General features: G+C 43.9%; 27 protein-coding genes and 1 pseudogene. 12 read left to right on the top strand and 16 right to left on the bottom strand.

Annotation, left to right across the window (positions count from 1 at the left end):
* Positions 1–36 precede the first annotated feature (36 nt).
* Complete coding sequence (ftsY, locus tag AC20MK_RS08145) at positions 37–1,152, top strand: signal recognition particle-docking protein FtsY (protein ID WP_487355360.1); 1,116 nt, start codon at positions 37–39, stop codon at positions 1,150–1,152.
* Between the two features lie 42 nt (positions 1,153–1,194).
* Here the strand turns inward: ftsY and trpA are convergent, their stop codons facing one another.
* From trpA to AC20MK_RS08120, 5 genes are all read right to left on the bottom strand, one after another.
* Entirely contained in the window at positions 1,195–1,974 is a 780-nt protein-coding gene (gene trpA, locus AC20MK_RS08140; protein ID WP_487355359.1) for a tryptophan synthase subunit alpha, read from the bottom strand.
* Between the two features lies 1 nt (position 1,975).
* Positions 1,976–3,157 carry a tryptophan synthase subunit beta gene (gene trpB, locus AC20MK_RS08135; protein WP_487355358.1) on the bottom strand — a complete coding sequence of 394 codons (1,182 nt, stop codon included), beginning with the start codon at positions 3,155–3,157 and terminating at the stop codon, positions 1,976–1,978.
* Positions 3,158–3,173: 16 nt separating this feature from the next.
* Positions 3,174–3,989, bottom strand: coding sequence for an indole-3-glycerol-phosphate synthase (locus tag AC20MK_RS08130; protein WP_487355357.1), 816 nt, complete (start codon positions 3,987–3,989; stop codon positions 3,174–3,176).
* Between the two features lie 68 nt (positions 3,990–4,057).
* Entirely contained in the window at positions 4,058–4,420 is a 363-nt protein-coding gene (locus AC20MK_RS08125) for a hypothetical protein (RefSeq protein WP_487355356.1), read from the bottom strand.
* On the bottom strand, positions 4,413–5,201 hold the full coding sequence (locus AC20MK_RS08120; protein WP_487355355.1) for a hypothetical protein: 789 nt from the start codon (positions 5,199–5,201) through the stop codon (positions 4,413–4,415). Before AC20MK_RS08120 ends, AC20MK_RS08125 begins: the two co-directional genes overlap by 8 nt.
* A gap of 397 nt (positions 5,202–5,598) precedes the next feature.
* On the opposite strand from AC20MK_RS08120, the gene AC20MK_RS08115 reads away from it, so the two are divergent.
* The 7 genes from AC20MK_RS08115 (at position 5,599) to AC20MK_RS08085 (ending at position 12,152) form a co-directional block, all read left to right on the top strand.
* On the top strand, positions 5,599–6,381 hold the full coding sequence (locus AC20MK_RS08115) for a flagellin (RefSeq protein WP_487355354.1): 783 nt from the start codon (positions 5,599–5,601) through the stop codon (positions 6,379–6,381).
* A 117-nt stretch (positions 6,382–6,498) separates the two neighbouring features.
* Positions 6,499–7,455: a hypothetical protein gene (locus AC20MK_RS08110; protein WP_487355353.1), complete on the top strand. Its 957-nt coding sequence runs from the start codon at positions 6,499–6,501 to the stop codon at positions 7,453–7,455.
* Positions 7,456–7,565: 110 nt separating this feature from the next.
* Positions 7,566–7,808, top strand: a complete 243-nt coding sequence (locus AC20MK_RS08105; RefSeq protein ID WP_487355352.1) for a thioredoxin family protein — start codon at positions 7,566–7,568, stop codon at positions 7,806–7,808.
* A 13-nt stretch (positions 7,809–7,821) separates the two neighbouring features.
* On the top strand, positions 7,822–8,742 hold the full coding sequence (trxB, locus tag AC20MK_RS08100; protein ID WP_487355351.1) for a thioredoxin-disulfide reductase: 921 nt from the start codon (positions 7,822–7,824) through the stop codon (positions 8,740–8,742).
* A gap of 60 nt (positions 8,743–8,802) precedes the next feature.
* A complete protein-coding gene (locus AC20MK_RS08095; RefSeq protein WP_487355350.1) occupies positions 8,803–9,195 on the top strand; it encodes a DUF2111 domain-containing protein in 393 nt (130 codons plus the stop codon).
* A gap of 59 nt (positions 9,196–9,254) precedes the next feature.
* Entirely contained in the window at positions 9,255–10,142 is an 888-nt protein-coding gene (locus AC20MK_RS08090; protein ID WP_487355349.1) for an RIO1 family regulatory kinase/ATPase domain-containing protein, read from the top strand.
* Positions 10,143–10,175: 33 nt separating this feature from the next.
* Positions 10,176–12,152: a DUF460 domain-containing protein gene (locus AC20MK_RS08085; protein WP_487355348.1), complete on the top strand. Its 1,977-nt coding sequence runs from the start codon at positions 10,176–10,178 to the stop codon at positions 12,150–12,152.
* Positions 12,153–12,170: 18 nt separating this feature from the next.
* On the opposite strand, the gene AC20MK_RS08080 is transcribed toward AC20MK_RS08085, so the two are convergent.
* A complete protein-coding gene (locus tag AC20MK_RS08080; RefSeq protein WP_487355347.1) occupies positions 12,171–12,716 on the bottom strand; it encodes a ferredoxin domain-containing protein in 546 nt (181 codons plus the stop codon).
* Between the two features lie 83 nt (positions 12,717–12,799).
* Between AC20MK_RS08080 and mobA the strand changes: the two genes are divergently transcribed.
* Together mobA and AC20MK_RS08070 are read left to right on the top strand one after the other, a co-directional pair.
* Positions 12,800–13,411, top strand: a complete 612-nt coding sequence (gene mobA, locus AC20MK_RS08075; RefSeq protein ID WP_487355346.1) for a molybdenum cofactor guanylyltransferase — start codon at positions 12,800–12,802, stop codon at positions 13,409–13,411.
* 197 nt (positions 13,412–13,608) lie between these two features.
* Complete coding sequence (locus AC20MK_RS08070) at positions 13,609–13,734, top strand: hypothetical protein (protein WP_487355345.1); 126 nt, start codon at positions 13,609–13,611, stop codon at positions 13,732–13,734.
* A 213-nt stretch (positions 13,735–13,947) separates the two neighbouring features.
* Here AC20MK_RS08070 and AC20MK_RS08065 read toward each other — a convergent pair whose 3' ends face one another.
* The 10 genes and pseudogenes from AC20MK_RS08065 to AC20MK_RS08020 form a co-directional block, all read right to left on the bottom strand.
* Entirely contained in the window at positions 13,948–15,183 is a 1,236-nt protein-coding gene (locus AC20MK_RS08065; protein ID WP_487355344.1) for an MBL fold metallo-hydrolase, read from the bottom strand.
* Between the two features lie 23 nt (positions 15,184–15,206).
* Complete coding sequence (locus AC20MK_RS08060; protein ID WP_487355343.1) at positions 15,207–17,438, bottom strand: DNA topoisomerase I; 2,232 nt, start codon at positions 17,436–17,438, stop codon at positions 15,207–15,209.
* A 241-nt stretch (positions 17,439–17,679) separates the two neighbouring features.
* Entirely contained in the window at positions 17,680–18,459 is a 780-nt protein-coding gene (locus tag AC20MK_RS08055; RefSeq protein ID WP_487355342.1) for a succinate dehydrogenase/fumarate reductase iron-sulfur subunit, read from the bottom strand.
* The gene (locus tag AC20MK_RS08050; protein WP_487355341.1) at positions 18,459–20,135 is read right to left on the bottom strand and encodes an FAD-dependent oxidoreductase; all 1,677 of its coding nucleotides are present in this window, start codon (positions 20,133–20,135) and stop codon (positions 18,459–18,461) included. Before AC20MK_RS08050 ends, AC20MK_RS08055 begins: the two co-directional genes overlap by 1 nt.
* Positions 20,132–21,604: a class II fumarate hydratase gene (locus tag AC20MK_RS08045; RefSeq protein WP_487355340.1), complete on the bottom strand. Its 1,473-nt coding sequence runs from the start codon at positions 21,602–21,604 to the stop codon at positions 20,132–20,134. The genes AC20MK_RS08050 and AC20MK_RS08045 overlap by 4 nt, the downstream gene beginning before the upstream one ends.
* Positions 21,553–23,043, bottom strand: a complete 1,491-nt coding sequence (locus tag AC20MK_RS08040; protein ID WP_487355339.1) for a glutamate synthase-related protein — start codon at positions 23,041–23,043, stop codon at positions 21,553–21,555. The genes AC20MK_RS08045 and AC20MK_RS08040 overlap by 52 nt, the downstream gene beginning before the upstream one ends.
* A gap of 30 nt (positions 23,044–23,073) precedes the next feature.
* Entirely contained in the window at positions 23,074–23,235 is a 162-nt protein-coding gene (locus tag AC20MK_RS08035; RefSeq protein ID WP_487355338.1) for a rubredoxin, read from the bottom strand.
* 25 nt (positions 23,236–23,260) lie between these two features.
* Positions 23,261–23,674, bottom strand: a pseudogene (locus AC20MK_RS08030) (DsrE/DsrF/DrsH-like family protein); the annotation flags it as partial.
* Between the two features lie 19 nt (positions 23,675–23,693).
* On the bottom strand, positions 23,694–23,915 hold the full coding sequence (locus AC20MK_RS08025; RefSeq protein WP_487355337.1) for a sulfurtransferase TusA family protein: 222 nt from the start codon (positions 23,913–23,915) through the stop codon (positions 23,694–23,696).
* Positions 23,916–24,063: 148 nt separating this feature from the next.
* Positions 24,064–24,585 (bottom strand): DUF367 family protein, encoded by a 522-nt coding sequence (locus AC20MK_RS08020; protein ID WP_487355336.1) that lies wholly within the window; start codon positions 24,583–24,585, stop codon positions 24,064–24,066.
* A gap of 569 nt (positions 24,586–25,154) precedes the next feature.
* Here AC20MK_RS08020 and AC20MK_RS08015 point away from each other — a divergent pair.
* On the top strand, positions 25,155–25,502 hold the full coding sequence (locus AC20MK_RS08015; RefSeq protein WP_487355335.1) for a DUF5518 domain-containing protein: 348 nt from the start codon (positions 25,155–25,157) through the stop codon (positions 25,500–25,502).
* A gap of 30 nt (positions 25,503–25,532) precedes the next feature.
* Positions 25,533–26,294 carry a DNA/RNA nuclease SfsA gene (gene sfsA / locus AC20MK_RS08010; RefSeq protein ID WP_487355334.1) on the top strand — a complete coding sequence of 254 codons (762 nt, stop codon included), beginning with the start codon at positions 25,533–25,535 and terminating at the stop codon, positions 26,292–26,294.
* Positions 26,295–26,324: the final 30 nt, after the last annotated feature.

The raw sequence follows: 26,324 nt of genomic DNA, 5'->3' as shown, positions 1-26,324 counted from the left end.
CTTTTTTATTTTTATCATTTTTAAGGATGAGTTTTAGTGTTTAATAAGCTCAAGGAAAAACTTGGTAGTTTCAAACAATCGATCGGTAAGACCATCGATGAGAAAGCTGTTGAGTTAAAAGAGCCTGTCGAAGAGATCCTTGAGGTCGAACCGGCAGAAGGGCCAGTATCGTCGCCAGTATCAACACCGGTATCAGCACCAGAGGTTTCGGAAATCGTTTCTCCTTCTGAAGATGAGCCTAAACCCGCCTCCTCATTAAAACAAAAGATCGGTTTTGCTCAAAAGGCCAAAGCCCTTGTTTTCGAAAGAGAGGTCATACTCGATGGAAGTGATATCGAAGATTCTCTCTGGGAGCTTGAAATGGCTTTGCTTGAGAGCGATATTGCCATCAATGTCGCAGAGGCGATAGTCGAGTCTGTAAAAGAAGAGCTTGTTGGAAGTCGCAAGAAGCTCGGAAAGAATACTGGTGAACTTGTGGAGAATGCATTGAGGAGTGCTATCTACAAGGTCATGTCTGCAAACGTTTTCGACCTTGATGATTACATCAGGGATGCAAAAAAGCCGGTTCATATCGTTTTCATAGGTATTAACGGAACCGGAAAGACAACGACGATCTCAAAAATGGCAAAACGCCTGAAAGACATGAAATATTCCGTTGTTATTGCAGCCGGTGATACTTTCAGGGCAGGAGCTATCGATCAAATTGCTATTCACGCAGAGAGGATCGGCGTAAAACTGATCAAGCATCAGGAAGGCGGTGACCCTGCAGCAGTTGTCTATGATGCTGTACAGCATGCAAAAGCAAACAATGTAGATGTCATACTTTCCGATACGGCCGGCAGGATGCACACAAATGTGAATCTCATGGCGCAGCTTGAGAAGGTCTGCCGTGTAAGCTCTCCAGATCTCATAATCTTTGTGGATGAAGCAGTTGCAGGCAATGATGCCGTAGAACGTGCACAGCAATTCAATGATGCTGTCCCAATTCATGGCTCAATTCTAACGAAAACAGATGCTGATTCCAAAGGTGGTGCAGCAATATCCATTGCCTACATAACAGGTAAGCCAATTCTGTTCCTCGGAATGGGTCAGGGGTATGACGACCTTAAAAAGTTCGATCCTAAATGGTTCGTAGACCAGTTGTTCGAATAATTGCAGAGGGAGCTAACTCCCTCTAAGTTTAATTTCTGTTCTTCAGTCCCTTCTGCAGACTGCCTTAATTTCAGTTGTAAGGTCTTCCAGTCTTTTTTCGACATTTTCTCCTGATGCGATAATATCTACAAAAGCAGAACCCACTATAACTCCGTCAGCACCTGCATCTATGATCTTTGCTGCCTGTTCTGCATTGGAAATTCCAAAACCAACAGCTTTCGGGATTTCTGTCCTGACCCTTGAAATTATGTCGGAGGTCGCAGCTGTGACGTCGGACCTTGTTCCTGTAACGCCTGATCTTGAGACAATATACACAAAGCCGGACGTCTTGGACAATATCATCTCTATTCTCTCATCCGTGGTAACCGGAGCTACCAAAAATATAAGGTCCACTCCTTCCCTTGAACAGCAGTTTGCAAGGTCATTACTTTCCTCTGCCGGCAGGTCAGGGATGATCAATCCGCTAATGCCTGAACTGACACAATCCTTTACAAATCTTTCAATTCCTCGTTTGTATATCAGATTATAGTATGTCATGCACACAAGTGGAACCTGTAAATCAAGGTTTGCCACAAGTTCAAAATATCTGTCTGGGTTCATTCCTGCTGAAAGTGCTCTTTCGGATGCTGCCTGTATGGTAGGTCCGTCTGCCACCGGATCTGAGAACGGCAATCCCAGCTCAATAATATCTGCACCGCCCCTTATCAGCGAATCAACAATTCGTGGAGTCGAATCAATATCCGGATCTCCTGCACACACATAAGCAAGAAGTGCTGTCTCATTCCTGTTCTTCAGTTCATTGAATTTATCGGATAATCTCATATCATTCCCTCCTTTCGAGATCTATGACGGTTTCAAGGTCCTTATCCCCTCTTCCGGAGAGATTGATCACTACAAGTTCGCCAAGTTCACCTGACTCTGCTGCTTCCATGACATGTGCTACCGCATGAGATGATTCAAGCGCAGGGATGATACCTTCCACACGACTTAGCTCGTGGAACGCTTCCAATGCCATATCATCATTGACAACACGGGGCAGAAGTCTTCCAATGTCTGCTAGATGGGCAAGCTCAGGTCCTACTCCTGAGTAATCCAATCCTGCTGAAATGGAACTTGATTCGAGGATCTGGCCGTATTCATCCTGAAGTATGCGGGTCCGAGCGCCCTGGAGGACTCCGTCCTCTCCGACTGACAGTGATGCCGAATGAAGTGCAGCATCCTTGGTATATGTCATACCTTTTCCGCCTGCCTCCACTGCAATGAGCTTCACGTCCTCTTCAATGAACGGGTAGAATATGCCCATGGCATTACTACCGCCACCTGTACAGGCAACTATTGAATCCGGATAACATCCCTCCTTTTCCATTATCTGTTGCTTGACCTCATTTCCGATCACGCTCTGGAAATCCCTCACCATCATTGGATATGGGTGTGGGCCAACTACTGAACCTATCAGATAATGCGTATTCTCGACATTTGAAACCCAATCACGCAAGGCCTCGTTGATGGCATCTTTAAGTGTCCTTGAACCGGATTCGACCGGATGTACCTCTGTGCCCATGATCTCCATTCGATAAACGTTCATGCGCTGCCTTTCAGTGTCCTTGGCGCCCATGTACACATGTGTCTCGAATCCCAGATTCGTCCCTGCCATGGCAGTAGCAGTGCCATGCTGTCCTGCTCCGGTCTCTGCCACAAGTCTTGACTTTCCCATATATTTCGCAAGCAATGCCTGGCCAATCGTGTTGTTCAGTTTGTGAGCGCCACCATGTACAAGATCTTCCCTTTTCAGATAGATCTTTGTGCCGTATTTCTTGCTAAGGTTCCTGGCGTGATAAAGAGGTGTTTCCCGACCTGCAAAATCTTTCAGATAATAATCAAGCTCCTCCAGGAATTGTGGGTCGTTCCTGTACTTCTCATATCCCTGCTCAAGTTCTTCGAGAGCAGGCATCAGTATCTCCGGGACGAACTGCCCGCCGTACTTTCCATACTTTGTATCGCTCATATCATACCTCCTATTATCATTCCATAGTGTCATCAAGTGCATCGACCAGCTCTTTGGTCTTTCTATAAATGTCTCCATCTTTGACAATGGAAGTTCCTATAAGTATTGCATCAGCACCGGCTCTCATCATCCTTCTTGCGTCTTCAGGTGTATGTACGCCACTCTCGCTGATAACAAGGTGTTCTTCACCTGTGCTCCTGTCGTACTTCTTTATTATCGGTATAAGTTCCTCTGTGGTGGCAATATCCACTTCAAGGGTTGTAAGGTCGCGATTATTGATGCCTACGATCTTTGCTGAACTATTTTCAAGAACATATGTAAGTTCTTCTTTATTATGTACTTCCACAAGGGGTTCAAATTCCTTCGATCGTGCATATTCAATGAGCTCCTCCAGCTTCTCGCCGAGAATCCCTGCGATCAATAATATAAGATCACTTCTTACTTCATCGAACTGCACCTTGTCAATAATAAAATCTTTTCTCAGCACCGGTAATGAAATAGCTTCTCTGACAGCTTTAAGGTTGTCCGTAGAGCCTTCAAAGAACTCCGGTTCCGTCAGAACAGATATGGCAATAGCTCCTGCAGCTTCCATATCGATGGCTATTTTCCCAGCTTCTTCTGGTGAAATGTCCATTATTTTCATAGATGGGGATGCAGGTTTGACCTCTGCGATTATCGGAACCTTTCCACTATTCTTTTTCGTGTATATGGCTTCGATGATCTTCTCTATTCCTTGTGTATTCCCCTTCAAAACTGCAGGGCTCTCCGCTTCATAAAGCGTCTTGACCCTTTTTTCCGTAGAATTGATAATTTCATGTATTGCAGAGTGCATAATAACCACTTATGTACATTGAAGTATAAAGATGTACATAGCATTTCTTCTATATACATCTTTCGCCGTTATGGAAGGCGATCAAGCATTGCCTGCATGCTCTTTGTCCTTTTGTAGAATGCAGATGTATATTTCAAAAAATTAGCGGCTATTAATCCCCTTTCTGTTATCACATAACCGCCGCGTTGCACTTTCTCTGCAATTCCCTCTGCCTGGAATACGCTCTTCATCTTACTTCCAATACTTCCTCTGTCTGCAAATTGGTCTGTGTATGCTCTTATCTCTGCAAAATCCGTTATTTTACCTTCATTTTTCTTCAGAACTAATAAGATAATACGGTATTGGATATCCCCTGGTCCTTGATTTATTCCCAATGACTGGTAGAATTCGGCCACCCTTTTCTCATATTCAACATTTATTTCCTCAGACATATGTACTGTCCTCGAGATCCATGTACTCATCTTCGTCAAAAGGCTCATATTTATGCTGCATAATGCCGAGTTTTTCTTGTAATGTCATTGGTGGGAAATATGAAAGATATGCAAGAACTGTTCCTATGAGGACAAAGATCCTTGCAACAAGCTGCATTCTATCAAGTGTCGTGATCATGTCAGTTAACATGAAATCGATGACGAATGAGATTGACACAAGCAGCAGTACTGTGTGATATCGCATTCTTTTCGATATCTTCCTTAGGAGTATCAACAACATTATTCCAAGTATCATTGCTGTGGGGATGATAAAAAGGCCAAGCAGGTATATGTTGATCGCAATGTTACTGTTTATGCTGATAATTGAAGACCAATAAGTTGCTACTGGTTCTATTACTCCGTTAGTTAATAGGAATATCAGGTATAATACTCCAAACATTGCGAATATTATACTTACGTAGCTACTTGCCTTTTTGTTCCCTGTTATGACGTAGATGATAATGTATGCCAGTGGCACGGACACAAAAGCAAAAGGAATGGATGCTATGTAATACATCAATACGTCAACCTGCGTATTGTTCAGGTAGGCTGCTATCATCCGAAAGGCTGTGGGGTAGTAAGTAAATGCTACAAGTAGCCAGAATGTGATCAATGCATAAAGTGTAGGCTTTGAATTTTGTTTTTCCAGATTCTTATTTTTTGCAAGTACCCATGCAAATGTCAAAGAGATCACTGCTATTGCAAAACAAATTGTGATATTTAGTAAGAGCCCAGTACTCATTTTGTTCATCTCGCTCGTTAGTATTTGAAGACTTTCTAATATGAATTTATTTACGTTCTTTTCTACCGTGTTGTTTCTTGTTTGGATTTTCCAACCGTGCAATATATATATAAAAACACATAATACTAATTATGATGAGCATATGATGAAAATGCTATATAACATTATTTGTTTGAATTTTCAAACTATGGTTGTATTGTGTGTTTCATCATCGCTGCATTGTGTTTGGAGGGATGTCAAAATTGATCTTTAATGATCTTGTGTTGCTGAATAAGGTTTTCAAAACTTGTACAGCTCACAATTACCATATTCAGATCAAAAAAAGTTACTTCCTCTATCCATAAAGATGGAAATATTCCAATTTATCTGATTAACTTAAAAGATAGGAGATTAATGAATGAAAGCAAACAAACATCTGATGATGAACAATGATCGTGCTCAGGCAGGAATCGGCACCCTCATTATCTTCATTGCAATGGTATTGGTAGCAGCAGTAGCAGCAGCAGTATTGATTCAGACTTCCGGTGTACTCCAGGAAAAAGCACAGTCAACCGGTAAACAGGCAGCTGAGGAAGTATCCTCTAACTTGATGATCAAGGGTATCGAGGGCATACGCGCTAATAATGACTCCACTCTTGCAAACACATCTGCTACTATCGACCTCCTTAAAGTAAAGGTTGCACTCAATATTGGTAGCTCAGAAATCGATCTTAATCAGGCTGTCATTACCATTACTGATGGTACTAATACTAACGATCTTGTCTACGCGAACAATGACATGACTCATGGTGCTATAATGGCTGATTTCCTTACGGATGAGAATGCTTCCGCAAACATGAACGATTTGGTTACAGGTACTCAAACCACTCCTGGTGACAATGCTAAATATTTCTTCACAGTTGAGAAGATCAGGGATGAGGATGGCTCATTTACAACAGCTTCACCGATCATGAACCAGGGAGATCTTGTTAACATCTACATCTCTACCGTATCAAGCACAGGAACAGCTTACACCGAACTTGATGGAGCAGGTGTTACCGGTCTTAAGGATTCAGGCATCACTGTTGAACCAAGGTCCACTCTAAACCTGGTCATTACTCCTGAATCAGGTTCCTCAACAACCGCAGGATTCACAACACCTTCATTCGGTGTAAAGAAATCACTTGCACTCTGGCCATAAGGTGAAGTGATTCACCTTATCCTTTTATTTTTTTATTATTTTTCGTTTTAATTTATTTTCATCTATGTATATTGATCTTGATCTTTAATGTAATTTTAAGGAAGGGGCTATTGTCGTATGGTGGCGTTGTTTGAAAAAGTGCTTTCTTGTGTATGTATTGTTCTTATTATTCTGGTAATTACAGGTGGTAGCGGATGTCTTCGCTCAGGCTCTCACGAGGCAATTAATGAGACTGTCCTGAATTTTCTCAACTCCTTTAATGAGGGTGAATTTGAGACCGCACTTTCTTATTATGATGGCACTGATTTTATTGTACCTGCAACTCTAAATATAAAGTTTAAGAACAGGGGTATTCCTGCAGGTTCTATTCAGCAGATCTCCTTGAAAGACATAACAATTGAAGACAAAGTCGCTTATTTGACTGCCGATTGTAATGTGAGTATTTTTGAGAAAGATGAGGTTGTGGGTTCTGTTCAAAAACAGGTATATCTCAAGACACAAAAGATCGGTAATCAATGGCTTGTGACTAAAGTAGATCTGGATGCCCCTATCTCACGAGTGGATGCGGCTCCTCTGAATGTGACATCACCTTCTTCACCCTCTAATTCATTAGTTGATAATGCACCGTTAATTGGTGTTTTTTCAATTGTCATTCTCTTAGTTGGTCTTGTCATAAATAAAAATAAGCAAGCTGGAAGCAGTTCAATTTCCAGTGTGGATATCTCTAATGCAGTTCCTGTTGAAAGTAGTGTTCTTGCCCAGTTCATTAAGATAATGCCGCCTGCTCAGTGTGCATCCGGCCAGAGCGTTGGGATCGATGTGTGGGTGAAGAACTTCTATCAACAACCTTATGAGAATCTTATAATAATTGCGACATTTCCAGCTAACGTTAATGTGAAAAAGGCCACTCTTTCTTTTGGTATCATCAATCCGGGGGAATCTGTGAAGCAGACCTGGAAGGTCACTCCGCATGTTCCGGGATGGGCTGCGATAGAAGAGCCGACCGTTGTATTTGAATTTGGCGGAACACGTTACAGTGGACAGCTCGATCAGACCTGGTTAAACGTTCAGTAAGGGTATGAGTGCCCGATGATCGGGTATTTTTCTTTAGCTTTTTTGGTATTATATTTATTAGATGAGTTTCTTATTGTATAGTATAAATTGAATTATAGGGGGATCAATTGATGACAAAAGTTATACTTGTTCACGCTTCATGGTGCCATGTCTGTCCTGAGGCAAAGAAGCTCTGGCAGAGCTTGAAAGAGGGGAATGATTTTGATTATGATGAAATTGACTTTGACACTCCTGAGGGTGAGAAACTTGCAGAGGAATATTCTATAATGTCGGTCCCTACCACTATCATAGATGGGAAAGTGGCATTTGTTGGTGTTCCTGACAAGGAAAAAGCTGTTTCTATGGTATCCTGATGGGGCATTTAAAGTGGTCTATGATCTTATAATCATTGGCGGAGGGCCTGGGGGGCTTTCTGCAGGGATCTATGCTGTAAGGTATGGTCTCAATACGCTCGTTCTTGAAAAAGGATTTGTTAGCGGGCAGATATCAACTACTGGTAATGTGGAGAACTATCCGGGCTTTCCATCCATTGGTGGTATGGAGCTTATGGATAAATTTGCCGAACATGCAAAGGCAGCAGGGGTTGTTGTTGAAGATAAGGATGTTCTCGAGGTTCGATTGGATGGGGATAAGAAGATCGTCCACACTTCAGAAGGTGATCTTGAAGCGAGCAGCGTTATTATTGCAACCGGTGCAGAACCTAAGCACCTTGGAATTCCGGGAGAGGAAGAGTTCCGTGGGAGGGGCGTTTCCTATTGTGCTACTTGCGATGGTCCTTTCTTTTCAGGTCGTAATGTAATGGTGGTAGGTGGCGGCGAGTCTGCAATTACGGATGCTCTGATCCTTTCTGATGTGGCTGCATCTGTTTGTATTGTTCATCGGAGGGATGAACTGCGAGCTTCGAAAATACTTCAGGACAGGGCTTTTGCCAGGTCCAATATTGAGGTCTTATGGAACACTACCCTTGAGGAAATTGTCGGGGATTCTGTTGTAAGGGAAGCAGTCATACGCGACATAAATGCCAATGAGGTCCGCAGGGTTCCTATCGATGGTGTCTTTGTATATGTGGGCGTGGAGCCTAATACTGGATTTGTGGATGTGGATAAAGATGAATCTGGCTTCATCATAACCAATGAAAGGATGGAATGTTCTGAAAAGGGTATTTTTGCGGTCGGGGATTGTCGCAATGCTATTTTGCGACAGGTTATAACAGCTGCAAGTGATGGCGTAATTGCAGCGTTCGAAGCTTATAATTATGTTTCCGGACTCAAGAGGGGTGGGGAATGATCCTTTCGATGTTTTTGGAGTATTTTGGATGTTTAAATGTCATGAAGGAGGGATATAAATATGGTGTGTTTGAGAATATGTGGTGATTCAACATCAGAAGACCTTAAGCCAATAGCTGAGGCAGTGCATGCTGTGATTGGGATCCCTGTTACGATCCGAAGTAAGAAGTTCAAAGGGCTTCGTATGGAAAGGGGTGTCGTTGTGGATGATGATTATACTGGTCCTGTCCTTGAAGAGGTTATAAAGACCAACACGATCATAAGGAAAATGCCTACTGAGGGTGTCTACAAGGGAAAGGCAGTGGTAGTAGCTCCCATAAGGACCTCTGATGGGGATGTTGTGGGAGCTCTAGGTGTGGTGGATATTGTCGCTGCACTTGATATTCTGTCTGTGTTCAGTGAATATCCTGGTATTGTGGATGAGGTGGAGGAGTCAAGGAAACGCCTTTCCTGATCTAATTGTTGTTTTGTACGACCAAAAACTATCTTTAAGATTCGGGAGAATAACAGTCGATGATAGATGATGTAGTAAAACTGTTCAGGCAACTGGATAGTAAAGACCTTCGTATACTGATGGGTATCGAAATAGGAATGAAACACTATGAGTGGGTTCCTGTTGAGGAGGTCCGGAAATATACTAGATTCTCATATAGTCAGCTTGAATATAAGCTCCTTCAGCTTTTCAGGTCCAATATGGTCGTGGGCACGAAAACTCCCTACGAGGGCTATCAGATATATTTTGACGGTTATGATGCACTCGCTTTGAACACTTTTGTCAAGAGGGGCTCTGTCAGCGCAATTGGCGATGAGGTGGGTGTGGGCAAAGAGTCTGTCGTGCACGAGGCTATCAGGGAACCCGAACTTGCTATTGGAGAACCGACTCCGGTCATCATCAAGTTCCACCGGGAAGGTCGTACCAGTTTCAAGAGCGTTAAAAGGGGTCGTGAGCACCTTGCTTACCGTGAACATTTCTCCTGGATCTATGCTGCAAGGCTTTCCGCAAAGCGAGAGTTCGATATTATGGAGCAGTTGTACTCCGAGATCTCAATTCCAAAACCTCTTGATTATAATCGGCATGCCATTGTAATGGCTCCTGCAAAGGGCAGTATTCTTGTTAAAACAAAGCTCACTGAACCGAATTGGGTACTTGAGGAGATCCTTTCCCAAATGACCAAGGTCTATTCTCTGGGTATCATCCATTCAGACCTTAGCGAGTACAACATCTTCGTCAGTGAGGAGGGCGTTGAGTTCATCGATTGGCCACAGTATGTGACCCTTGACCATCTTAATGCAGAAGAGCTGCTCAGGCGTGATGTCTTCAATGTGCTTACTCATTTCAAGCGGAAGTATAATATTGAAAAGGACCTGGATGAGGTCGTTCGAGTTATCAAGGGCGAATGATGTATATTCTATGACCTCCCAATTTAATTTATAATGGTTGTGGGAACCGGGGTTATATTCGGCATTGACATTGCTAAAGGCTCATCCAGGGCAAAAGAGCTTCCAAGGTATGCAGTTACTGTGCTGAAAGAGGGGGAGGTCACCCACCATACAATGGTGCGCCTTCCTCGTATATTGAAGATGGTTCGCGAGGAGCATCCTCAATATCTCGCAGTGGACAATATCTTCGAGCTGGCTCCTGGTAAAAAAGAGCTTGTGCGTTTTCTTGAAAAGCTTCCTGAGGGCGTTAAGCTCGTACAGGTCACAGGGGGTCTGCACAAGAGATCCCTTTTACATCTTGCAAAGGAAAATGGATTGTCCTTCAATCAGTTCGATCCCAATGAGGAAGCAGAGGCATGTGCCCGCCTTGTGAGTATGGGGGTCGGGTCGGAAGTATCTCTTTTTGAAGATATCACGAAGATAAAGGTAAGTCGTGCCCGCTCCCTTGGGCGCGGGGGCTGGAGTCAGAACCGATATCGTCGTAAGGTCCATGGGGCTGTGAGGGAAAGGAGTCGTGAGGTCGAGGCGATACTGAAAAAGGCTTCAAAGGAGCATGGATATACCTATTCAAGCAGGATCTCCCGTGGGTTCGGAGGTTATGTGAATGCTGAGTTCACCGTACATGCAAAGAGGAATCTGGTGCCTGTTGGTTCCGGTTCAACTGCGGATGCCCAGATCCGTGTCAGCAACGTTGTGCGTGATAAGATCCAGTATGCTCCCTTATCAAAGGCTAAAAGGCGCCCCACAATTGTGGGTATCGACCCTGGCACCACTGTGGGAATAGCTATACTCTCTTTTGATGGTGAACTTCTGCTTTTGAAAAGTATCCGTGGCATTTCTCATGATGAGGTTGTCAAACTTATTGCTGAATATGGTAAACCTGCGGTCATTGGTACGGATGTCACGCCAACTCCGGGTTCTGTGGATCGGATAAGGCGCAGTTTCAATGCCGTGATAAATGTGCCTTCTGCGGAAATCTCCTCTGAGGAGAAGATAGCTCTTGGGAGGCCGTATGGTTATTCCAACGACCATGAACGTGACTCTCTTGCTGCAGCTCTTTATGCTTACCGGAACTACAAGGGCATGTTCTCACGTGTTGAGAAGAAATCACATCCTCATCTGGATATGGATAAGATAAAGCTGTATGTGATCCAGGGTGCTTCCATAGGTGAAGCTATAGAGAAGGTTTCGGGGGTGCCGGCTCCCGGGAAGAAACCTGTGGAATTGTTGGCAACTCCTGATGAGGATGCTGATGAAAGGTTCAGGAGAGCTTTAGAGAAACTGAAGTTAAAAGATACTCAGATCCGTAATCTCCGGGATTATGTCCAGGAACTTAAGAATGAAACAGTTGCAAAGGACAAGCACATCTTAAAGCTTGAAGTCAAGCTTAAGAAAGTAAAAGAGAAAGACCGCCTTAAGGTCCTTAAGGATAAAGAACTTGAGATCCGTGACCATAAGATATCTGTATTAAAGAAAGACCTTCGAAGGGCAAAGCGTTCTCTCAAGAAAGCTCATTATAGTATAAAAAAGCTAAAACAGATACGCAAGCTGGAGTTCAAAGGGGAGGGTATTCCTGTTAAAATGATCTCTTCATTCAATCGGGATGCTATTTTGGATGCGGAGGACCGTTTTGGTATAAAGAGTGGGGATGTGGTCTTTCTGGAGGATGCCAGTGGGGGGAGCACGGTAACAGCTTCGATGCTTGTTGCCATGGGCTTAAAAGCAGTGCTCGTTGCCGGGGATGTTACCTATGCAGCAGATGAGATCTTCTTCAAAGGCGATCTTCCTTTGCTTAAAGATATAACTTTAGAGAGGATGGATGATCTTGCTATTGTCGATCCGAAGGTCCTTCAGGTCGCGCTTGATGAGTGGGCTGAAAGGGCTGAAGTAAGGCGTCAGGAAGAAAAAGAAAAGAAGTTAAAACATCTGGTGGATGAATACAGAAGTGAGAGGCGCAGGGGTCTTTCCTGACCTCTGCCTTATGCAAGTTCACTTCCTGTCAAAGAATATGTTCTTTCCTTTTACGCTCAGCGGCATTCCGCATGCAATATCGGCATCTATCAATCCGGCTGCCAATGCACCTGCTCCAATGGTGTACATTATCCTGTTGTCTATGCAGAGGTCCTTTGCTTTCGCTGCTGCGCTTCCCAGTGCTATTCCGAGGTCAATGTACTTGAAGGCACATTTTGGTCCGTTAAAATCAGCTTTGACCAATGTCTGTTCTATCATTTCCTTGCATGTGGAAAAACCGCATGCTCCGCAGTTCAATCCGGATGGTTCTGATGTCTTAAGTCCGATGAGTATTACCGCATCCGCATCTCTGACGTTTTGAGCATTACGGTTGAAGAAACCAAAGCCTTCTCCTTTACTTTCTGCCATTGCATCCATGGAGTCTGCAAGTATACTTATGTCGGATGGTTCCAGAAGCCCGGTGACGATGCTATCCTTTCCCTTTGCTTTTGGAGCCGTCCTTGCTGCGGTCAATATCATCTTTGCCATCATTTCGATATTCTCGGATTCTGGATATGTGATCATATATCTACATATGATATTTTTGAACTTAATGTTTTCTGCTTTCAGGCTTACTTATATGTACCAATAATCTAAACTATGGTTCGATGAGCTTATCAGCACTTATTCTTGCAGGTGGTCGTGGCAGGCGTCTTGGAAATGTGGAGAAGTCACTTATACGGTGTAGTGGCGGCAGTTCTTTACTTGAGCGTACAATTGGCACTCTTGAGGATATCGTGGATGATGTCATTGTTTCTGTAAGGGATGGGGAGCAGGCACGGGAGCTTGCAGACGATGCCTGTGGCAAGGAAATGGTGTTCGATACCTATGAGGATGTAGGTCCGCTTGCAGGTATGCTTGAAGGGTTCAAAAAAGCGAAAGGCGAATACATCTTTGTAACGGCGTGCGATATGCCATTCATTAACAAAGATGTTGTGAACTTCATGTTCCATTGTGCAGAAGGGCATGATGCAGCTTTTCCTGTGCACAATGATGGCTCAATGGAACCTTTGTGTGGTGTCTACCGCATTGAACCTATGTTGCCTCTGATAGAAAGCTCCATACAGGCGAACCGAAAATTCATTCTTGCGCCTGTCTTTGAGCTGGATGATGTTGTAAAGGTCAACATCGAGCTACTAAAGGAATTCGATCCTCAGCTTAAGAGCCTTATTAATATTAACACTATTGAAGACCTGGGTCGATTCGATCTTTGCTCATAATTTTTTAATCAGCTCTATTTTTTTCTTTATATCGTCCACATATTTGTTTTTATTTTGTTTGTTTGTTGTTTGTTTTTCTTGTTTTTTAAGACGAGTCAAAAAGTTTATATATTGCATACAATATAATTATTATTATGATGAGGATAATGGTGTGGTTCTCTGATTGCAGCCTATCTGCTTAAAATAGAGGGGATTATATGAGGAATAAAGAGAGTTCAAAGAAAGATGAAGATGAATATGCTGCTTTGCATATAAACGAAAAGGAAACAAATGGTTTCTTCTCAAGTTCAGGACAGGCATTTATAAGGATCCCTGTAAAATAATACAGTTCCTTTCAATTTCCCATAACACCTCTGATCGACCCGATGCAAAATTCAATTTAGCAAAGTATCTTATTAGGAAGATGTTCTTTCCTTTTTCTTCTTTTTTAACTTCTATTTTATATACGATCTCTTTTCCTCATTTTTAGGTAAGTTGATCATGATGTAAAAAAAAGATCGCCACTTTCTAAAGTGGCATAATTAAATTAAATTAAATTAAATAGTGAACTCATCGCCATTGGCAGGTGCGTAACCCTCAACGCCGATCTCATCTGTAACCCATTGTGCGAACTGATCGGTATTTTCACCATGCATCGCAAATACCTTTTCTCCGCCCTTATCACAGAACTCCTTGACCATGGCTTTAAGCTCTTTATCGCCGGAATGTGCAGAGAAATCATATTGCTCGATCTTCATGCGTATGTTCTGTAGAACGCCGTCATTATCGATATTGCCGGTGTCGAGTGCCATTCTTCCGTTGGTACCCTCAACCTGATAACCGGTCAGCATTATCTTGGACTTCGGGTCCTTGTAGAGCCTGTTAATATAATGAAGGACAGGTCCGCCATTGAGCATTCCAGCGGTCGTAACGATAACTGATCCGTTTAGTGATATATTCTCTCTCTTACGTCCCTTGACAATTGTAGCATTATCAAAAGCATGCTTGAGCTTTTCTGGATCCTTAAGGTATTCCGGATTATTCATAAGAAGCTTGTAGATCCTTACTCCCATGCCGTCCACATAGGCAGGAATACCGTTATCGCTCAACATCATCAGGACCTCCTGTGTTCTGCCAATGGCAAAGGCAGGAATAATGACATTGCCCCCAACGTCGATTGTATCCCTGAGTGAATCGATGAACTCCTTCTCCGTTTCCTTTCTCGTAGGGTGGTCCTCTCCAAAATATGTGCTTTCAGTTATGAGTGCATCTGCTTTTGGCAATTCATCTGCTGATGGGACAAGACGTGTTTCTTGTGTACTGATATCGCCAGTATATACAATGCTTTTTCCATCCTTCTCAAGATAGATCGCAGATGAGCCTGGGATGTGACCTGCATTGTAGAACTGTGCTGTATATCCATGCGTATGGAACTCCACTCCCGTATCGAAAGTCTTGGTGTTCAAAACCATCTGCTGGATCTCCCGTTCGTCAAATGCTACGGGTGTTCCTTCCCTCTCTGCAATTTTCAGAGTGTCCTTTGCAAGTACCTGTGCAAGATCAGCTGTCGGAGGTGTCATGAATAGCTCAGGTTCCATGTCCATAAGATTAGGAACGGCACCACAGTGGTCAAGATGTCCATGCGAAATAAGAACTGCTTTAGGGTTTACATAGTCCACCGGGTAAAGTGGCTCCTCTCCCGGTTTGAGCCCATAATCTACAAGTATCTCATCATTAACAAGAAGTGCGGAACGTCCGACTTCCCTACATCCACCTTTGAACCCGAGTTTCAAGTTTATCCCCCTCTTTTATAGTTTTATGTAACAAGTTCCTGCCATTTCATGATCTTACCTGCAGGCAGGCTTGTGGCCTTTGAAAGTTCAATTGCATTCGCTTGCCTTAACTCATCAATAGTATTGATTTCTGCACTCTTAAGTTTTTCTGCAGTGACCTTCCCGATACCTGGAACATCCGTGATCTTATCGGGAATAGGGGCCTTTGGCTGTTTGGCCTTTTCTTCTTCCTGTGTCTTCTTCCACTCGATGAAATTACACTGCGGACATCCCAGGTCCCATGGACGTTTTCCGGGATTGATTATCTTTATATGATTAATTCCATGTTCTTCACATAGCTTTTCAGTAACGATGATCTGCCCGCTCTTTGGAAGTGGAAGTGAGAAATTACAATCCGGATATCCATTACAACCGATAAAGCGGGATCCTCTCTTCGATCTTCTTACCATTAGCTTCGAACCGCATTCGGAACATTCTCCGACTACCTTGTCCTCACGAAGACCTGCACGCAGTGATTCCGAGATATTTTCGCTGTTGTCGGCAAGTTCTGTAAACACTTCATGAAGCATCGTTCTTGATTCTTTCAGAACATTATCTTCTTTTACTTTCCCTTCAGCAATGCTATCCATATCCTCTTCAAGCTGACTGGTCATGTCATGTTTGGTAATAGTCGGTGCATACTTCTCAAGGGCCTCTATCACTGCAAAGGATGTCTTGGTAGGCTGAAGCGGGTTTCCATGGACGTATGCTCTTGAATATAGTTTACTGATGATCTCATGGCGTGTGGCCTTTGTACCCAGACCAAGTTCCTCCATGAGCTTTATCAAACGTCCCTGCCCGTATCTTCCAGGCGGCTGAGTTTCCTTGTCCAGCATTTCCTTGCCGGTCACATCAAGCACATCTCCTTCAGAAATTGCCGGAAGCAGTCTGTCCTGCGGGGCATTGTATGGGTAGTACCATCTCCATCCCTGGTGAACAAGTCTTGCACCGTTAGCCTTGAATTCCTCGCCAGAGATATCGAACCTGACCTTCATGGTCTCCCATACAGCTTCATCTGCAAAGGTGGCGAAGAATCTTCTGACCACAAGCTCGTAAAGTTTCCACTCCTGCTCATTAAGTTCATTCTTCTTTGCAAGGGATGCAGGATAGATAGGGGGGTGGTCCGTGGTCTCTTTCTTACCACGTGTAGGCACAAGTTGATCTTTGGCAAGCAACTTTTGGGCATATTCCTTGAAAGGGCCTTTACTGAATATCTCTATCTGTGCCCTCAGGTCTATGGATGCAGGATAAACGGTATTGTCTGTCCTTGGATATGAAATAAAACCATTAGTGTAAAGGGATTCTGCTATCCTCATGGCATTGGATGCTGTAAAACCGATGGAACTCGCAGCACCGATGAATTCTGTGGTATTGAAAGGAGTTGGTACCTTGTCCGTCTTTTTCGAGCTATCAACGGATGATACGGATGCCTTATCTCCGATAACTTCCATTACAGCATCAGCTTCTTCTTTTTCCCAGAACTTGGAGTTCTTGTGCTGTACATTGACCAGTGCATCGTCGCTATCCTTAAGGATCGCATTGATCTCCCAGTATGGCTTCGAGACAAATGCTTGCCTTTCCTTTTCCTTATCTACTATCAATGCAAGGGTTGGTGACTGCACTCTTCCCACTGACAGGAACAGCTTACCCAGCCTGCCTGCTGAGATCGAAAGATACCTTGTAAGGGAAGCTCCCCACACAAGGTCGATGACCTGTCTGGAATGGCCTGCATCCGCAAGATCGAAATCAATTGAAGCAGGTTCTGCAAAAGCTCCTTCTATCTCAGTCTTGGTTATGGCACTGTAGAAAACACGATCGAACTCAATATTGGGGTTCACTTTCTTTATGATGTTAAGTGCTTCAACACCAATAAGCTCTCCTTCACGGTCGTAGTCAGTAGCAATGGTAACATGTGTGGCTTCTTTGCCCAGTTTCCTGAGTGCGGTCACTATCTTAACATGTGTGGGTGTGGTAATGACCTCAGCATCAATAAGTTCCTCTGCATCGACTTTCTGCCAGTTGTTATAGGCTTTTGGAAAATCGAGCTGTACAATATGTCCGCTCAGGCCCATTACGACTGTTCTGTCCTCTGTATTAGGATCTTTATATTCGAACGTATCCATTCCACTGACACGTACCTGCTTTGGTTCCTTCGGGGCCAGGATCTTTGCTATCCTTTTGGCTGCAATGTGTTTTTCCGCTATGATAAGATGCATCGAAAACTCCAGTATGATTATTGTGAATACGTATGTGTGACTGCTGCTATAATTATGTTGCAGTATATTATAATGGTATAAAGGAAATAATAGTAGTTGAAAATCTTTATATAATAAAAACGTTTGTGTCAGAAACATTAATTTGCATCTCTTAAAGCCTCTTTGCACATTGAATCTAATATATATTCGTCTTTTGATACCCTTTATGATCCTTTTGTACGGTTACAAGGGCCATCTCTTCTTATTCCATCACTTTATCCCATTTTTCTTTCGTCTTCTCTATCCTGTCCCGAAGTTCATTTATTGCAAGGGTGGGTGCGACCTTTTTCGGACAAACAGCAACACATTTGTATACGGTATCACAACCCCACACCCCTGATCCCGAATCAACTGTGGAGAGGCGTTCCTGCTTACTTTCCTCGCTTTCCCTTGGGTCCAGATAGAACCTCCATGCTTTTGCGAGTGCAGCAGGTCCATAATACTGTTTATCCTTGGCTGCAACGGGACATGAACCGTGGCAGAGTGCACATAGGATACAATTGGTATATTGCTCGATCTTTACCTGAGTATCCCTGTCCATTAGATTCTCTTTTTCCGGTACATTTTCCTTCATCTCGAGCCAGGGCTTTATATCTTCAATTAACGAATAGAAAGGTTCCATATCTACCACGAGGTCTCTTATGACTCTCAGATTGGGCAATGGCTCTATAAGGATGACACTATTGTTTATCTCCGTCTTTTTGTTAGTGACAAGAACTTCCAGGTTACCTTCATTTGTCGGCTCCTTTCTCATCTCAGGGATCTGCATCTTGCAGGCAAGCCTTGGAATACGGTTGATCAGCATACTGCAACTGCCGCAGACAGCACCTCTGCATGCATATCGGAATGTCAGACTTGTATCAAGTCTTTCCTGTGCGTAGAACAATGCCTCAAGAACGGTCATTCCTGGTCTGTCCTCAACTTCATATTCCTGATACCAGACGTTTTCTCCTTCTTGTCTCTTGACCTTGAGCGTTATCATCAGTACTCCCTCCTTTGTGGCTTGAAAGTTGTGATGGTGACATCCTTATACTCTAACCTTGGTCCATCAGGAGTAAAATAAGCATGAGTATGCTTCATCCAGTTAGCATCATCCCTTTCCAGATGATCCGTTCTATAATGTGCGCCCCTGCTTTCCTCACGCACCAATGCACCCAGTGCGATCGTGTGGGCAAGGTCCAGCATCCCCTTGAGTTCGATGGCATTGAGAAGTTCAAGATTGAACTGCTTTGAAAGTGTCCTTACTCTCAGTGACCTTGCCCTTATCTCAAGTTCCTTTATCCTTTCAACCGCCTTTTCAAGTCTTTCACGCTCTCGGAAAACCCCTACGTTCTCCTGCATGTTCTTCCTGAGGCTGTCCTTTATATCCGCATAACTTTCCTCGCTGTCTCCCATAAGCTCCGAGATGTTCTTTTTTTCGCTCTCAAGGGCATCTTCAAGGATCTCATTATTTGGAGCATCAAAAGTACCGATGTAGTTCGCAGCATGCACTCCGGCCCTTCTTCCGAATACCACTGTATCAAGAAGGGAATTACCTCCAAGGCGATTCGCACCATGGACGCTTATACAGGCACATTCGCCGACAGCATAGAGTCCATCTGCGGGAGTGCATCCGTCTTTATCGGAACTCACTCCTCCCATTGAATAATGTTGTCCCGGTTGCACCGGAATAGGCTTTTCAACAGGGTCGATTCCGGCAAAATCGATGCTTATCTGACGAATTCCGGGTAAACGTTCCTCTATGAGCTTTTTCCCAAGGTGTGTGATGTCAAGCTCCACATACCCTTCAGAGAATCCCCTCCCTTCATCTATCTCCTGCTGGATCGACCTTGCAACTATATCCCTTGGTGCCAATTCCATGGAGCTTTCAGCATATCTTTTCATGAACCTTTCATGGTCCTTATTGTAGAGGTAGCCACCTTCTCCCCTTGCTCCTTCTGTTATCAATATATTAGTACCCAGTAATGTTGTGGGGTGGAACTGCACGAATTCCATATCCTGTAATGGAATTCCCGCGCGATATGCAAGACTTATCCCATGCCCTTTGTTGATCAACGCATTTGTAGAACGCTTATAGATACGTCCGTAACCGCCTGTGGCCAGCACAGTTGCCTTTGCCTTGAATATCTCCAGTTCTGAATTGAACAGGTTTATGGCTATGGCTCCGATGCATCTGTTCTCCTCGATGACCAGTCGCGTTACAAGCCATTCCTTGTAAACTTTGATCTTCCTTTTTGTTACCTGTTCATGAAGGCTATGTAACAGGTTATGTCCGGTCCTGTCACCTGCATAGCACGTTCTGGGAAATCCGGCACCTCCAAAGGGGCGTTGTGCTATCGTGCCGTCTTCTTTCCTTGAGAAATTGGTTCCCCAATGTTCCATCTCAAGGACCCTGTCTGGTGCTTCCTTTGTAAGTATTTCCACAGTGTCCTGATCAGCGAGATAATCGCTTCCCTTTATGGTATCGAAAGCATGTGATTCCCAGCTGTCGTCCTTTCCAAGCGATGCATTGATACCACCCTGTGCAGCACCTGAATGGCTGCGTATGGGGGGTACTTTTGAGATAATTGCAACATCCACGCCCCTGTCGTGAAGTTCGATGGCTGCCCGAAGTCCTGAAAGTCCCCCTCCGATCACAATTGCGCCGTGTGTTATCATTGTCTCACTCCGGTCATCTTCAATGGGTCAAGCAATTCTTCTGCATCCTTTTCATCCATTATTCTCATCTCTTTTACGGTTTCGATGATGGTCTTGCCCCCCTCGTGTGCAATGTGTGCGATCTTTGCAGCTTCCTCGTAACCTATCCTTGTGGCAAGTATGGTGACAAGGGCAAGGCTTTGCTTTGACAGTTCTTCACACCTATCTCTGTTCACAGTGATTCCCCGAAGGCAGCGTTCTGTAAAAGAAGTGGTAGCGCCTGTCAATATCTCTATGGAATTGAGAAGGTCGTATGCCAGCAGGGGTGTAAATACGTTCAGTTCGAACTGTCCACCCTGAGCTGCCATCATTATGGCGGAATCATTGCCTATTATCTGGAAGCATGCCATGTTCAACATCTCTGCCATTACCGGGTTGACCTTTCCGGGCATGATGGAGGAACCGGGCTGTACCGCAGGCAGATTTATCTCTCCTATTCCGGTTCTGGGTCCACTTGAAAGAAGCCTGAGGTCATTTGCTATCTTTATCAGGCTGACCGCAATGCTGCGCAGGGATGCAGACGCTCCCAGAATGGCTTCTGCCGCCTGTGTTGCTTCAAAAGGATTTACTGCAAGGACAAATTCCTGTCCGGTGGTCTTTCTGACCTCTCGAATAGCGATATTGCTGAAATTCTCAGGTATGTTCATTCCGGTACCTACAGCCGTGCCGCCCATGTTCAACTCCTGAAGGCCTTCGACAGATCTTTCCAGGCGTTTGATCCCAAGTTCCAGCATACGTGCATATCCTGAGAATTCCTGTCCCAGTGTCACAGGCACTGCATCCTGAAGGTGTGTTCTGCCAGGTTTGACAACATCCATGAACTCGGTGGCCTTTTCCGAAAAGACCGTCAACATACCCACAAGTGCAGGCATGAGTTCTGCGTTTATCGTCTCAACGGCTGCGATATGTATTGCAGTATGTGTGGTATCATTGGATGACTGTGACATATTCACATGATCATTGGGATGGATAATGTCATATCGTCCCTTCTCATATCCCATTATTTCAAGGGCCCGATTTGCAATGACCTCATTAGCGTTCATGTTCTGTGATGTTCCGGCCCCTGACTGGAAAACATCGAGAACGAACTGTGCATCGAACTTTCCTTCCCTTACTTCTAAAGCGGCTGAGATCATTGCTTCAGCTATCTTCTGTTCAAGTTTGCCGGCTTCAAGATTGGCACGTGCTGAAGCCAGTTTTATGGCTGCCTGTGCCCTGATAAAAGAGGGGGGTAGCTTCTGTTTGCTTACTTTGAAATTGTTAATTGCCCGTACTGTCTGAGGTCCATAATATACGTCCTCGGGAACCTCTATTTCTCCAAAAGTGTCTTTCTCTAATCGGATATGACCCCCTCCCACAACGGTCTTTAAGCTCCTCTTTAGACATGTTCTATTTCGGTATGGCCCGATATCTCCGAATTTATTGTGCAAAGGTCCTTTACACTTAGTTTATGGACATCATCATTTCCTGTCAGTCTTGCGAATGCTTCAAGTTCCTTTGTGGATACCTTCAGGAAATTTTCCAGTTTTTTCGCAGAAATATCGATCTTCAGCCTTGCTCGAAGTTCCGGGTCCTGCGTTGTCACTCCTACCGGACATTTTCCGGTATCACACAGCCGGTATTGCTGGCATGCACATGCCATAAGTGCGGCTGTGCCGATTGCTATGGCATCCGCTCCCAGTGCAAGGGCCTTTGCATAATCGGGTGAGGTCCTGAGGCCGCCGGTTATGATCAATGAGATATCCTTGATCCCTTTCTCATCCAGGAATTTCCTTGCACGGCAGAGTGCGAAAATAGTTGGGATTGATGTGGAGCTCTTGACAAACTTCGATGCTGCTGCAGTAGCTCCCGGCCTGCCGTCAATGGTGATGAAATCGGGTTTTGCAAAAGTAGCAACTTCAAGGTCGGCTTCAATGTTCCCGGCTGCGATCTTAATTCCGATGGGTTTACCACCGGAAGTTTCCCTTAGCCATTCCACTTTCTTCTTCAGATCATCCTTGTTCCTGATGTCGTCAAAGTTCGCGGGGCTTACAATGTCAGTACCTTCAGGGAAACCTCTGATCTCTGCCAGTTCGGAAGTTACTTTTTCAGCGGGCAGATGTCCTCCCATTCCGGGTTTGGCAGATTGGCCTATCTTTATTTCGATGGCATCTACTTTCTTAAGGTTCTCTTCTGTTACACTGTATCTGTTCGGAACATACTCGAAAATATACTTGTATGCAGTATCCATGCTCTCTTTGAGTATCCCGCCTTCTCCTGAACACATTGCTGTCCTTACAGCCGCGCTTCCCTTTGAAAGTGCCTGTTTCACTTCCTTTGAGAGGGCACCGTAGGACATATGTGTGATGAACACAGGGGTTTCAATGACAAGAGGATATTTTGCATTTGGTCCGATCGTTGTGTTGGTGTTAACTGGCACATCTTCGTTCAGAGGTATTTTGGCAAGCTGTGCACCTTTTATGAGTATATCGTTCCAGGAGATCACATCCTGTTTTGTCCTCATGGGCTCAATTATCGATTCGCCAGTGATCGATATCTTGTGGATGTCCTCCATGAATGTCTCGAACTCATCCTTTGTTCGCTTCCATTCTCCAAGATAGCTTTTAACGTCTACATCCTCAAGGGCAGAAACAGTTATTTTACTCTTGGTGCCACATTTAGCACATGTGACTATCTCTTTGGATGTCACATGGTCGACCTTTTCCTTTTCGGCTGGCATTTGGTGGTTCTTATCAGCACCACAGATCGGACATCTCCAGTCATCAGGAAAATCTTCCGGTTTGGTTCCCGGTTTCACTTCTGTGTTCGAGTCTCCTCTTGTATCATCGTACTCAAAGACATTACAGACATTGCAACGGTATTCCGTCATTTTTGCGGCACCTTCATTGTCTTAAAAATATCAGACAGGTATTAGATGGCTCTTGTCTGAACCACATATGGGACATTTCCAGTCATCCGGGAAGTCCTCTGGTTTTGTCCCCGGGGCAATTCCCATTTCAGCATTCCCCTCAGCATCATCATATTCAAAAACGTTACATACATCGCATTTATATTCAGTCATTTTATTCCCCACTCCTTAAGTTGTTTTAAATGAAAAGTGTTATCTGTGCATCTCTTGCTTCGTTTATATAAGTGCCAACCGCACCATATTCATCGATCCATTCGCTGCGAAGCTCATCAGCCTTTACTCCCATGATCTCCATGGTCATCTCACAGGCCAGGATCTTTCCCCCAAGTTCCTTGTAGTCGTTCATGAGCCTTTCAAGGGATGCAACATTGGCTTGTTTCATCCGTTTCTTTATCATCCATTTTCCAAGTCCCAACATGTGCATCTTGGACAATGGACCCTTTTCAAGTCCCCCTTTCTTCAATCTTTGAAGTCCCCAGAAAGTAAAATACATGGAAACATCCATTCCCATGGCCAGTGCACCATTTCCAATAATAAGGGCACTGTAAAGTTTATCCATATCCCCACTATGGACTATTATGACAGTTTTATCGGTCGAGTATACTCCCCCTTCATTTTCGTATCTTTATCTTCCACTCTTTATCGTCTTCTTTTATATCGATGATCTCCAGCCCAAGTGCCTTGCAAGCCATCGGAATCTCCTTCTTGGAAGCCGGATGTGTTCCAAGGATAGTTACTTCATCACCGTCTTCTGCTTTTCTCAATGCCTTTCGGCATTCTACAAGAGGTACGGGGCAGGTTTCCCCCCGGGTGTCTATCTCAATTTCAGCCATAATATTCTCCCATGATCTCTTTAAGTCACAAAATGATACTACGCCACACTATAGTCCCATAGAAAATATCTTCACCATACTATTAAAGGATTATTACCTCGGCAAAATGGGGAAATTGCCAGTTTGACATCGATCATTTCCTGCCTTTTCACATGTATTCGCTTTGTATCTTTATGATCTCATTACTGTCCTTGGCCTTTGAATAATCCTCAAGGGGTTCTTTGTTCATATCAAGGAAAACATGTCCCCAGTTGAACTTTGACAGTATGTTTTCAGCCTGTTTCTTGTTGCCCATGATATAAAGTGCTGCTGCGAAAGCTTCCACTGATGTGAGCTTGAAAGGTCTTCCGAAATTGACCGGATTGGTAGCTACAAGGTAGGGAAGAGCACGATGTTGCAGGTGTAATCTCATAAGATGTGGGAATACCTCTTCCACTGTCTCCCAGGAGCAATCAAGGACGGTGATGTTCTGTTCGTGCTTGTCCGCAGGTGACAATGCCTGCTTTGCCATGGGGTCAAGTAAAATAGAGCCTCGGGGGATCTTCTGCACCTTGTCAAAGATACGGGCAAGGTCAAAACGAGCCATTTTTTTCCCGGTACATTTTTTCGGATCACACTGTTTAGCATGGAAAATATGAAGGTGATAATCTTTATCTGTCTGTTTCTTCATGGGTCATAGATTGGTTTTTTAAGCTTATATTCTTTGGGCAGCTTAGTTCCTTTGGAATTGGTACAATGTGAATCCAGTTTGTATATATGCATCGATTGTATATACAATAACAAACTCGTGTATATCTGTATTATTTCCCATAACAATGCCTTTTGAAGTGTATTTCAACGCAGATGACTGTGGGTGAATATTTTTATGAAATGTATTCCTACACTTAAAATTGAGTATGTTCAAACCAATGCAATCAGATCCTAAAATGAGGGGGGATCCGGCACTGAGCAGGGCCCAGTACCGGTTTCAAAGTGGTGGTGGTAGTACATTCGTTTTTCCTAAAAAGCATTCCAAACAGGGTTTGGTTATAAGAATCATGCTTCCTAGTAATTTCGAGCTATGATCTCATTGTATATATATGTTAACGCTGTAAACATTGTAAATTATACAAAACGGGCACATATACAGTTTAATCTAATTGTATTTCCCTTTTTCTAGAATAGACTACAATGCAATATGCTTTCAATATAGGTAGCTACATTTCCATTTATATTGAATGACAGAGCAAGGGGGTCTATATGAACATTATTAAAGGAGCTATCATAGGATCGATCTGTACCTTAGTTCTTTACATGGTACCGGTCTTAAATGCACTCTCCCCGTTCTTTGGGGGTGCTATCGGAGGATATGTGGCAAAAGAAGGCGGTATTGGCGGTGTCAAGGTTGGTCTGCTAATGGCCTTGTTGTTCGCTGTGCCTGGATTCCTTATCTCAGGGGTCTTTGTTGCCCTGATGTCCGAAATACCAGTGATAGGTGCAATTCTGGCAGGTTCAGGTATAGTTATTACAATTGCTATCATGGTCTATACTGCGATCTTTGGTATCATTGGCGGTGTTGTCGGTGGTGTCGTGGCCGAGGACCGATAACCTTTCTATTATCATCTAAGGAGTCCTTCGATGGTTCACAATGATCTGGTAATGGAGATCCCATGGGACGTTGAAGCTACACTTCTATCAAGGCCAAACCGATTTCTTGGCATTGTGGAGCTGGACACATCCACTATTTCATCATCTTATCCCGATTTCACTTCTTCTTCCGGTATCATTCAGGAGAAGGTTCACATTCATGATCCCGGAAGGCTTGAAGACCTCCTTTATCCCGGGAACAGGCTTCTTTTAAGAAAAGCTACCAATCCCAAGCGTAAAACAGGATGGGATGTGATCGCTGCAAAGGCGGATGATGGATGGATACTGATAAATTCGGCATTCCATCGCAAAATAGCTGAATGGGCAATAGAAAATAAGGTATGCTCCTGTTTTGAGAATGTACTTAAGGTCATACCCGAACAGAAATTCGGGGATAGTCGTCTGGATTTTCTGCTGAAGAAAAGGGATACTGAACTATGGGTCGAAGTAAAAGGGTGCACACTTATCTATGGTAGTACTGCCACTTTTCCTGATGCTCCCACTACAAGAGGGAAAAGGCATGTGGGGGAGTTAAAGAAGGTATTGGAAAGCGGTTCTGAGGCACTTATAATGATGATCGTTCTCCGAAAAGATGCTTCCTGCTTTAAAGCGAACACGAGTATTGATCCTGATTTCGCAGAGGCTTTCAAGGATGCTGTCAATGCCGGGGTGAAAGTATGCCCTCTAGTGTTCAGCTATGAAGGAAGGGAACTATTCTATAAGGGAAAGGTCCCTTTATGCACTAAAGAATAAGTTCCATTTAATAATTGATGTGTTTACAAA

This window comes from Methanococcoides sp. DA23, from assembly GCF_057593895.1.
Note: the sequence above shows the minus strand (reverse complement) of the source record. Positions and strands in the feature narration are given on the sequence as shown.

What these genes read in the sequence shown, in the direction of transcription:
- trpA (WP_487355359.1), bottom strand. Translation starts at nt 1,974, where the DNA reads ATGAGATTATCCGATAAATTCAATGAACTGAAGAACAGGAATGAGACA.
- trpB (WP_487355358.1), bottom strand. Translation starts at nt 3,157, where the DNA reads ATGAGCGATACAAAGTATGGAAAGTACGGCGGGCAGTTCGTCCCGGAG.
- AC20MK_RS08130 (WP_487355357.1), bottom strand. Translation starts at nt 3,989, where the DNA reads ATGCACTCTGCAATACATGAAATTATCAATTCTACGGAAAAAAGGGTC.
- AC20MK_RS08125 (WP_487355356.1), bottom strand. Translation starts at nt 4,420, where the DNA reads ATGTCTGAGGAAATAAATGTTGAATATGAGAAAAGGGTGGCCGAATTC.
- AC20MK_RS08120 (WP_487355355.1), bottom strand. Translation starts at nt 5,201, where the DNA reads ATGAGTACTGGGCTCTTACTAAATATCACAATTTGTTTTGCAATAGCA.
- AC20MK_RS08115 (WP_487355354.1), top strand. Translation starts at nt 5,599, where the DNA reads ATGAAAGCAAACAAACATCTGATGATGAACAATGATCGTGCTCAGGCA.
- AC20MK_RS08110 (WP_487355353.1), top strand. Translation starts at nt 6,499, where the DNA reads ATGGTGGCGTTGTTTGAAAAAGTGCTTTCTTGTGTATGTATTGTTCTT.
- AC20MK_RS08105 (WP_487355352.1), top strand. Translation starts at nt 7,566, where the DNA reads ATGACAAAAGTTATACTTGTTCACGCTTCATGGTGCCATGTCTGTCCT.
- AC20MK_RS08095 (WP_487355350.1), top strand. Translation starts at nt 8,803, where the DNA reads ATGGTGTGTTTGAGAATATGTGGTGATTCAACATCAGAAGACCTTAAG.
- AC20MK_RS08090 (WP_487355349.1), top strand. Translation starts at nt 9,255, where the DNA reads ATGATAGATGATGTAGTAAAACTGTTCAGGCAACTGGATAGTAAAGAC.
- AC20MK_RS08085 (WP_487355348.1), top strand. Translation starts at nt 10,176, where the DNA reads ATGGTTGTGGGAACCGGGGTTATATTCGGCATTGACATTGCTAAAGGC.
- AC20MK_RS08080 (WP_487355347.1), bottom strand. Translation starts at nt 12,716, where the DNA reads ATGATCACATATCCAGAATCCGAGAATATCGAAATGATGGCAAAGATG.
- mobA (WP_487355346.1), top strand. Translation starts at nt 12,800, where the DNA reads ATGAGCTTATCAGCACTTATTCTTGCAGGTGGTCGTGGCAGGCGTCTT.
- AC20MK_RS08070 (WP_487355345.1), top strand. Translation starts at nt 13,609, where the DNA reads ATGAGGAATAAAGAGAGTTCAAAGAAAGATGAAGATGAATATGCTGCT.
- AC20MK_RS08060 (WP_487355343.1), bottom strand. Translation starts at nt 17,438, where the DNA reads ATGCATCTTATCATAGCGGAAAAACACATTGCAGCCAAAAGGATAGCA.
- AC20MK_RS08055 (WP_487355342.1), bottom strand. Translation starts at nt 18,459, where the DNA reads ATGATAACGCTCAAGGTCAAGAGACAAGAAGGAGAAAACGTCTGGTAT.
- AC20MK_RS08050 (WP_487355341.1), bottom strand. Translation starts at nt 20,135, where the DNA reads ATGATAACACACGGCGCAATTGTGATCGGAGGGGGACTTTCAGGACTT.
- AC20MK_RS08040 (WP_487355339.1), bottom strand. Translation starts at nt 23,043, where the DNA reads ATGACGGAATACCGTTGCAATGTCTGTAATGTCTTTGAGTACGATGAT.
- AC20MK_RS08035 (WP_487355338.1), bottom strand. Translation starts at nt 23,235, where the DNA reads ATGACTGAATATAAATGCGATGTATGTAACGTTTTTGAATATGATGAT.
- AC20MK_RS08025 (WP_487355337.1), bottom strand. Translation starts at nt 23,915, where the DNA reads ATGGCTGAAATTGAGATAGACACCCGGGGGGAAACCTGCCCCGTACCT.
- AC20MK_RS08020 (WP_487355336.1), bottom strand. Translation starts at nt 24,585, where the DNA reads ATGAAGAAACAGACAGATAAAGATTATCACCTTCATATTTTCCATGCT.
- AC20MK_RS08015 (WP_487355335.1), top strand. Translation starts at nt 25,155, where the DNA reads ATGAACATTATTAAAGGAGCTATCATAGGATCGATCTGTACCTTAGTT.
- sfsA (WP_487355334.1), top strand. Translation starts at nt 25,533, where the DNA reads ATGGTTCACAATGATCTGGTAATGGAGATCCCATGGGACGTTGAAGCT.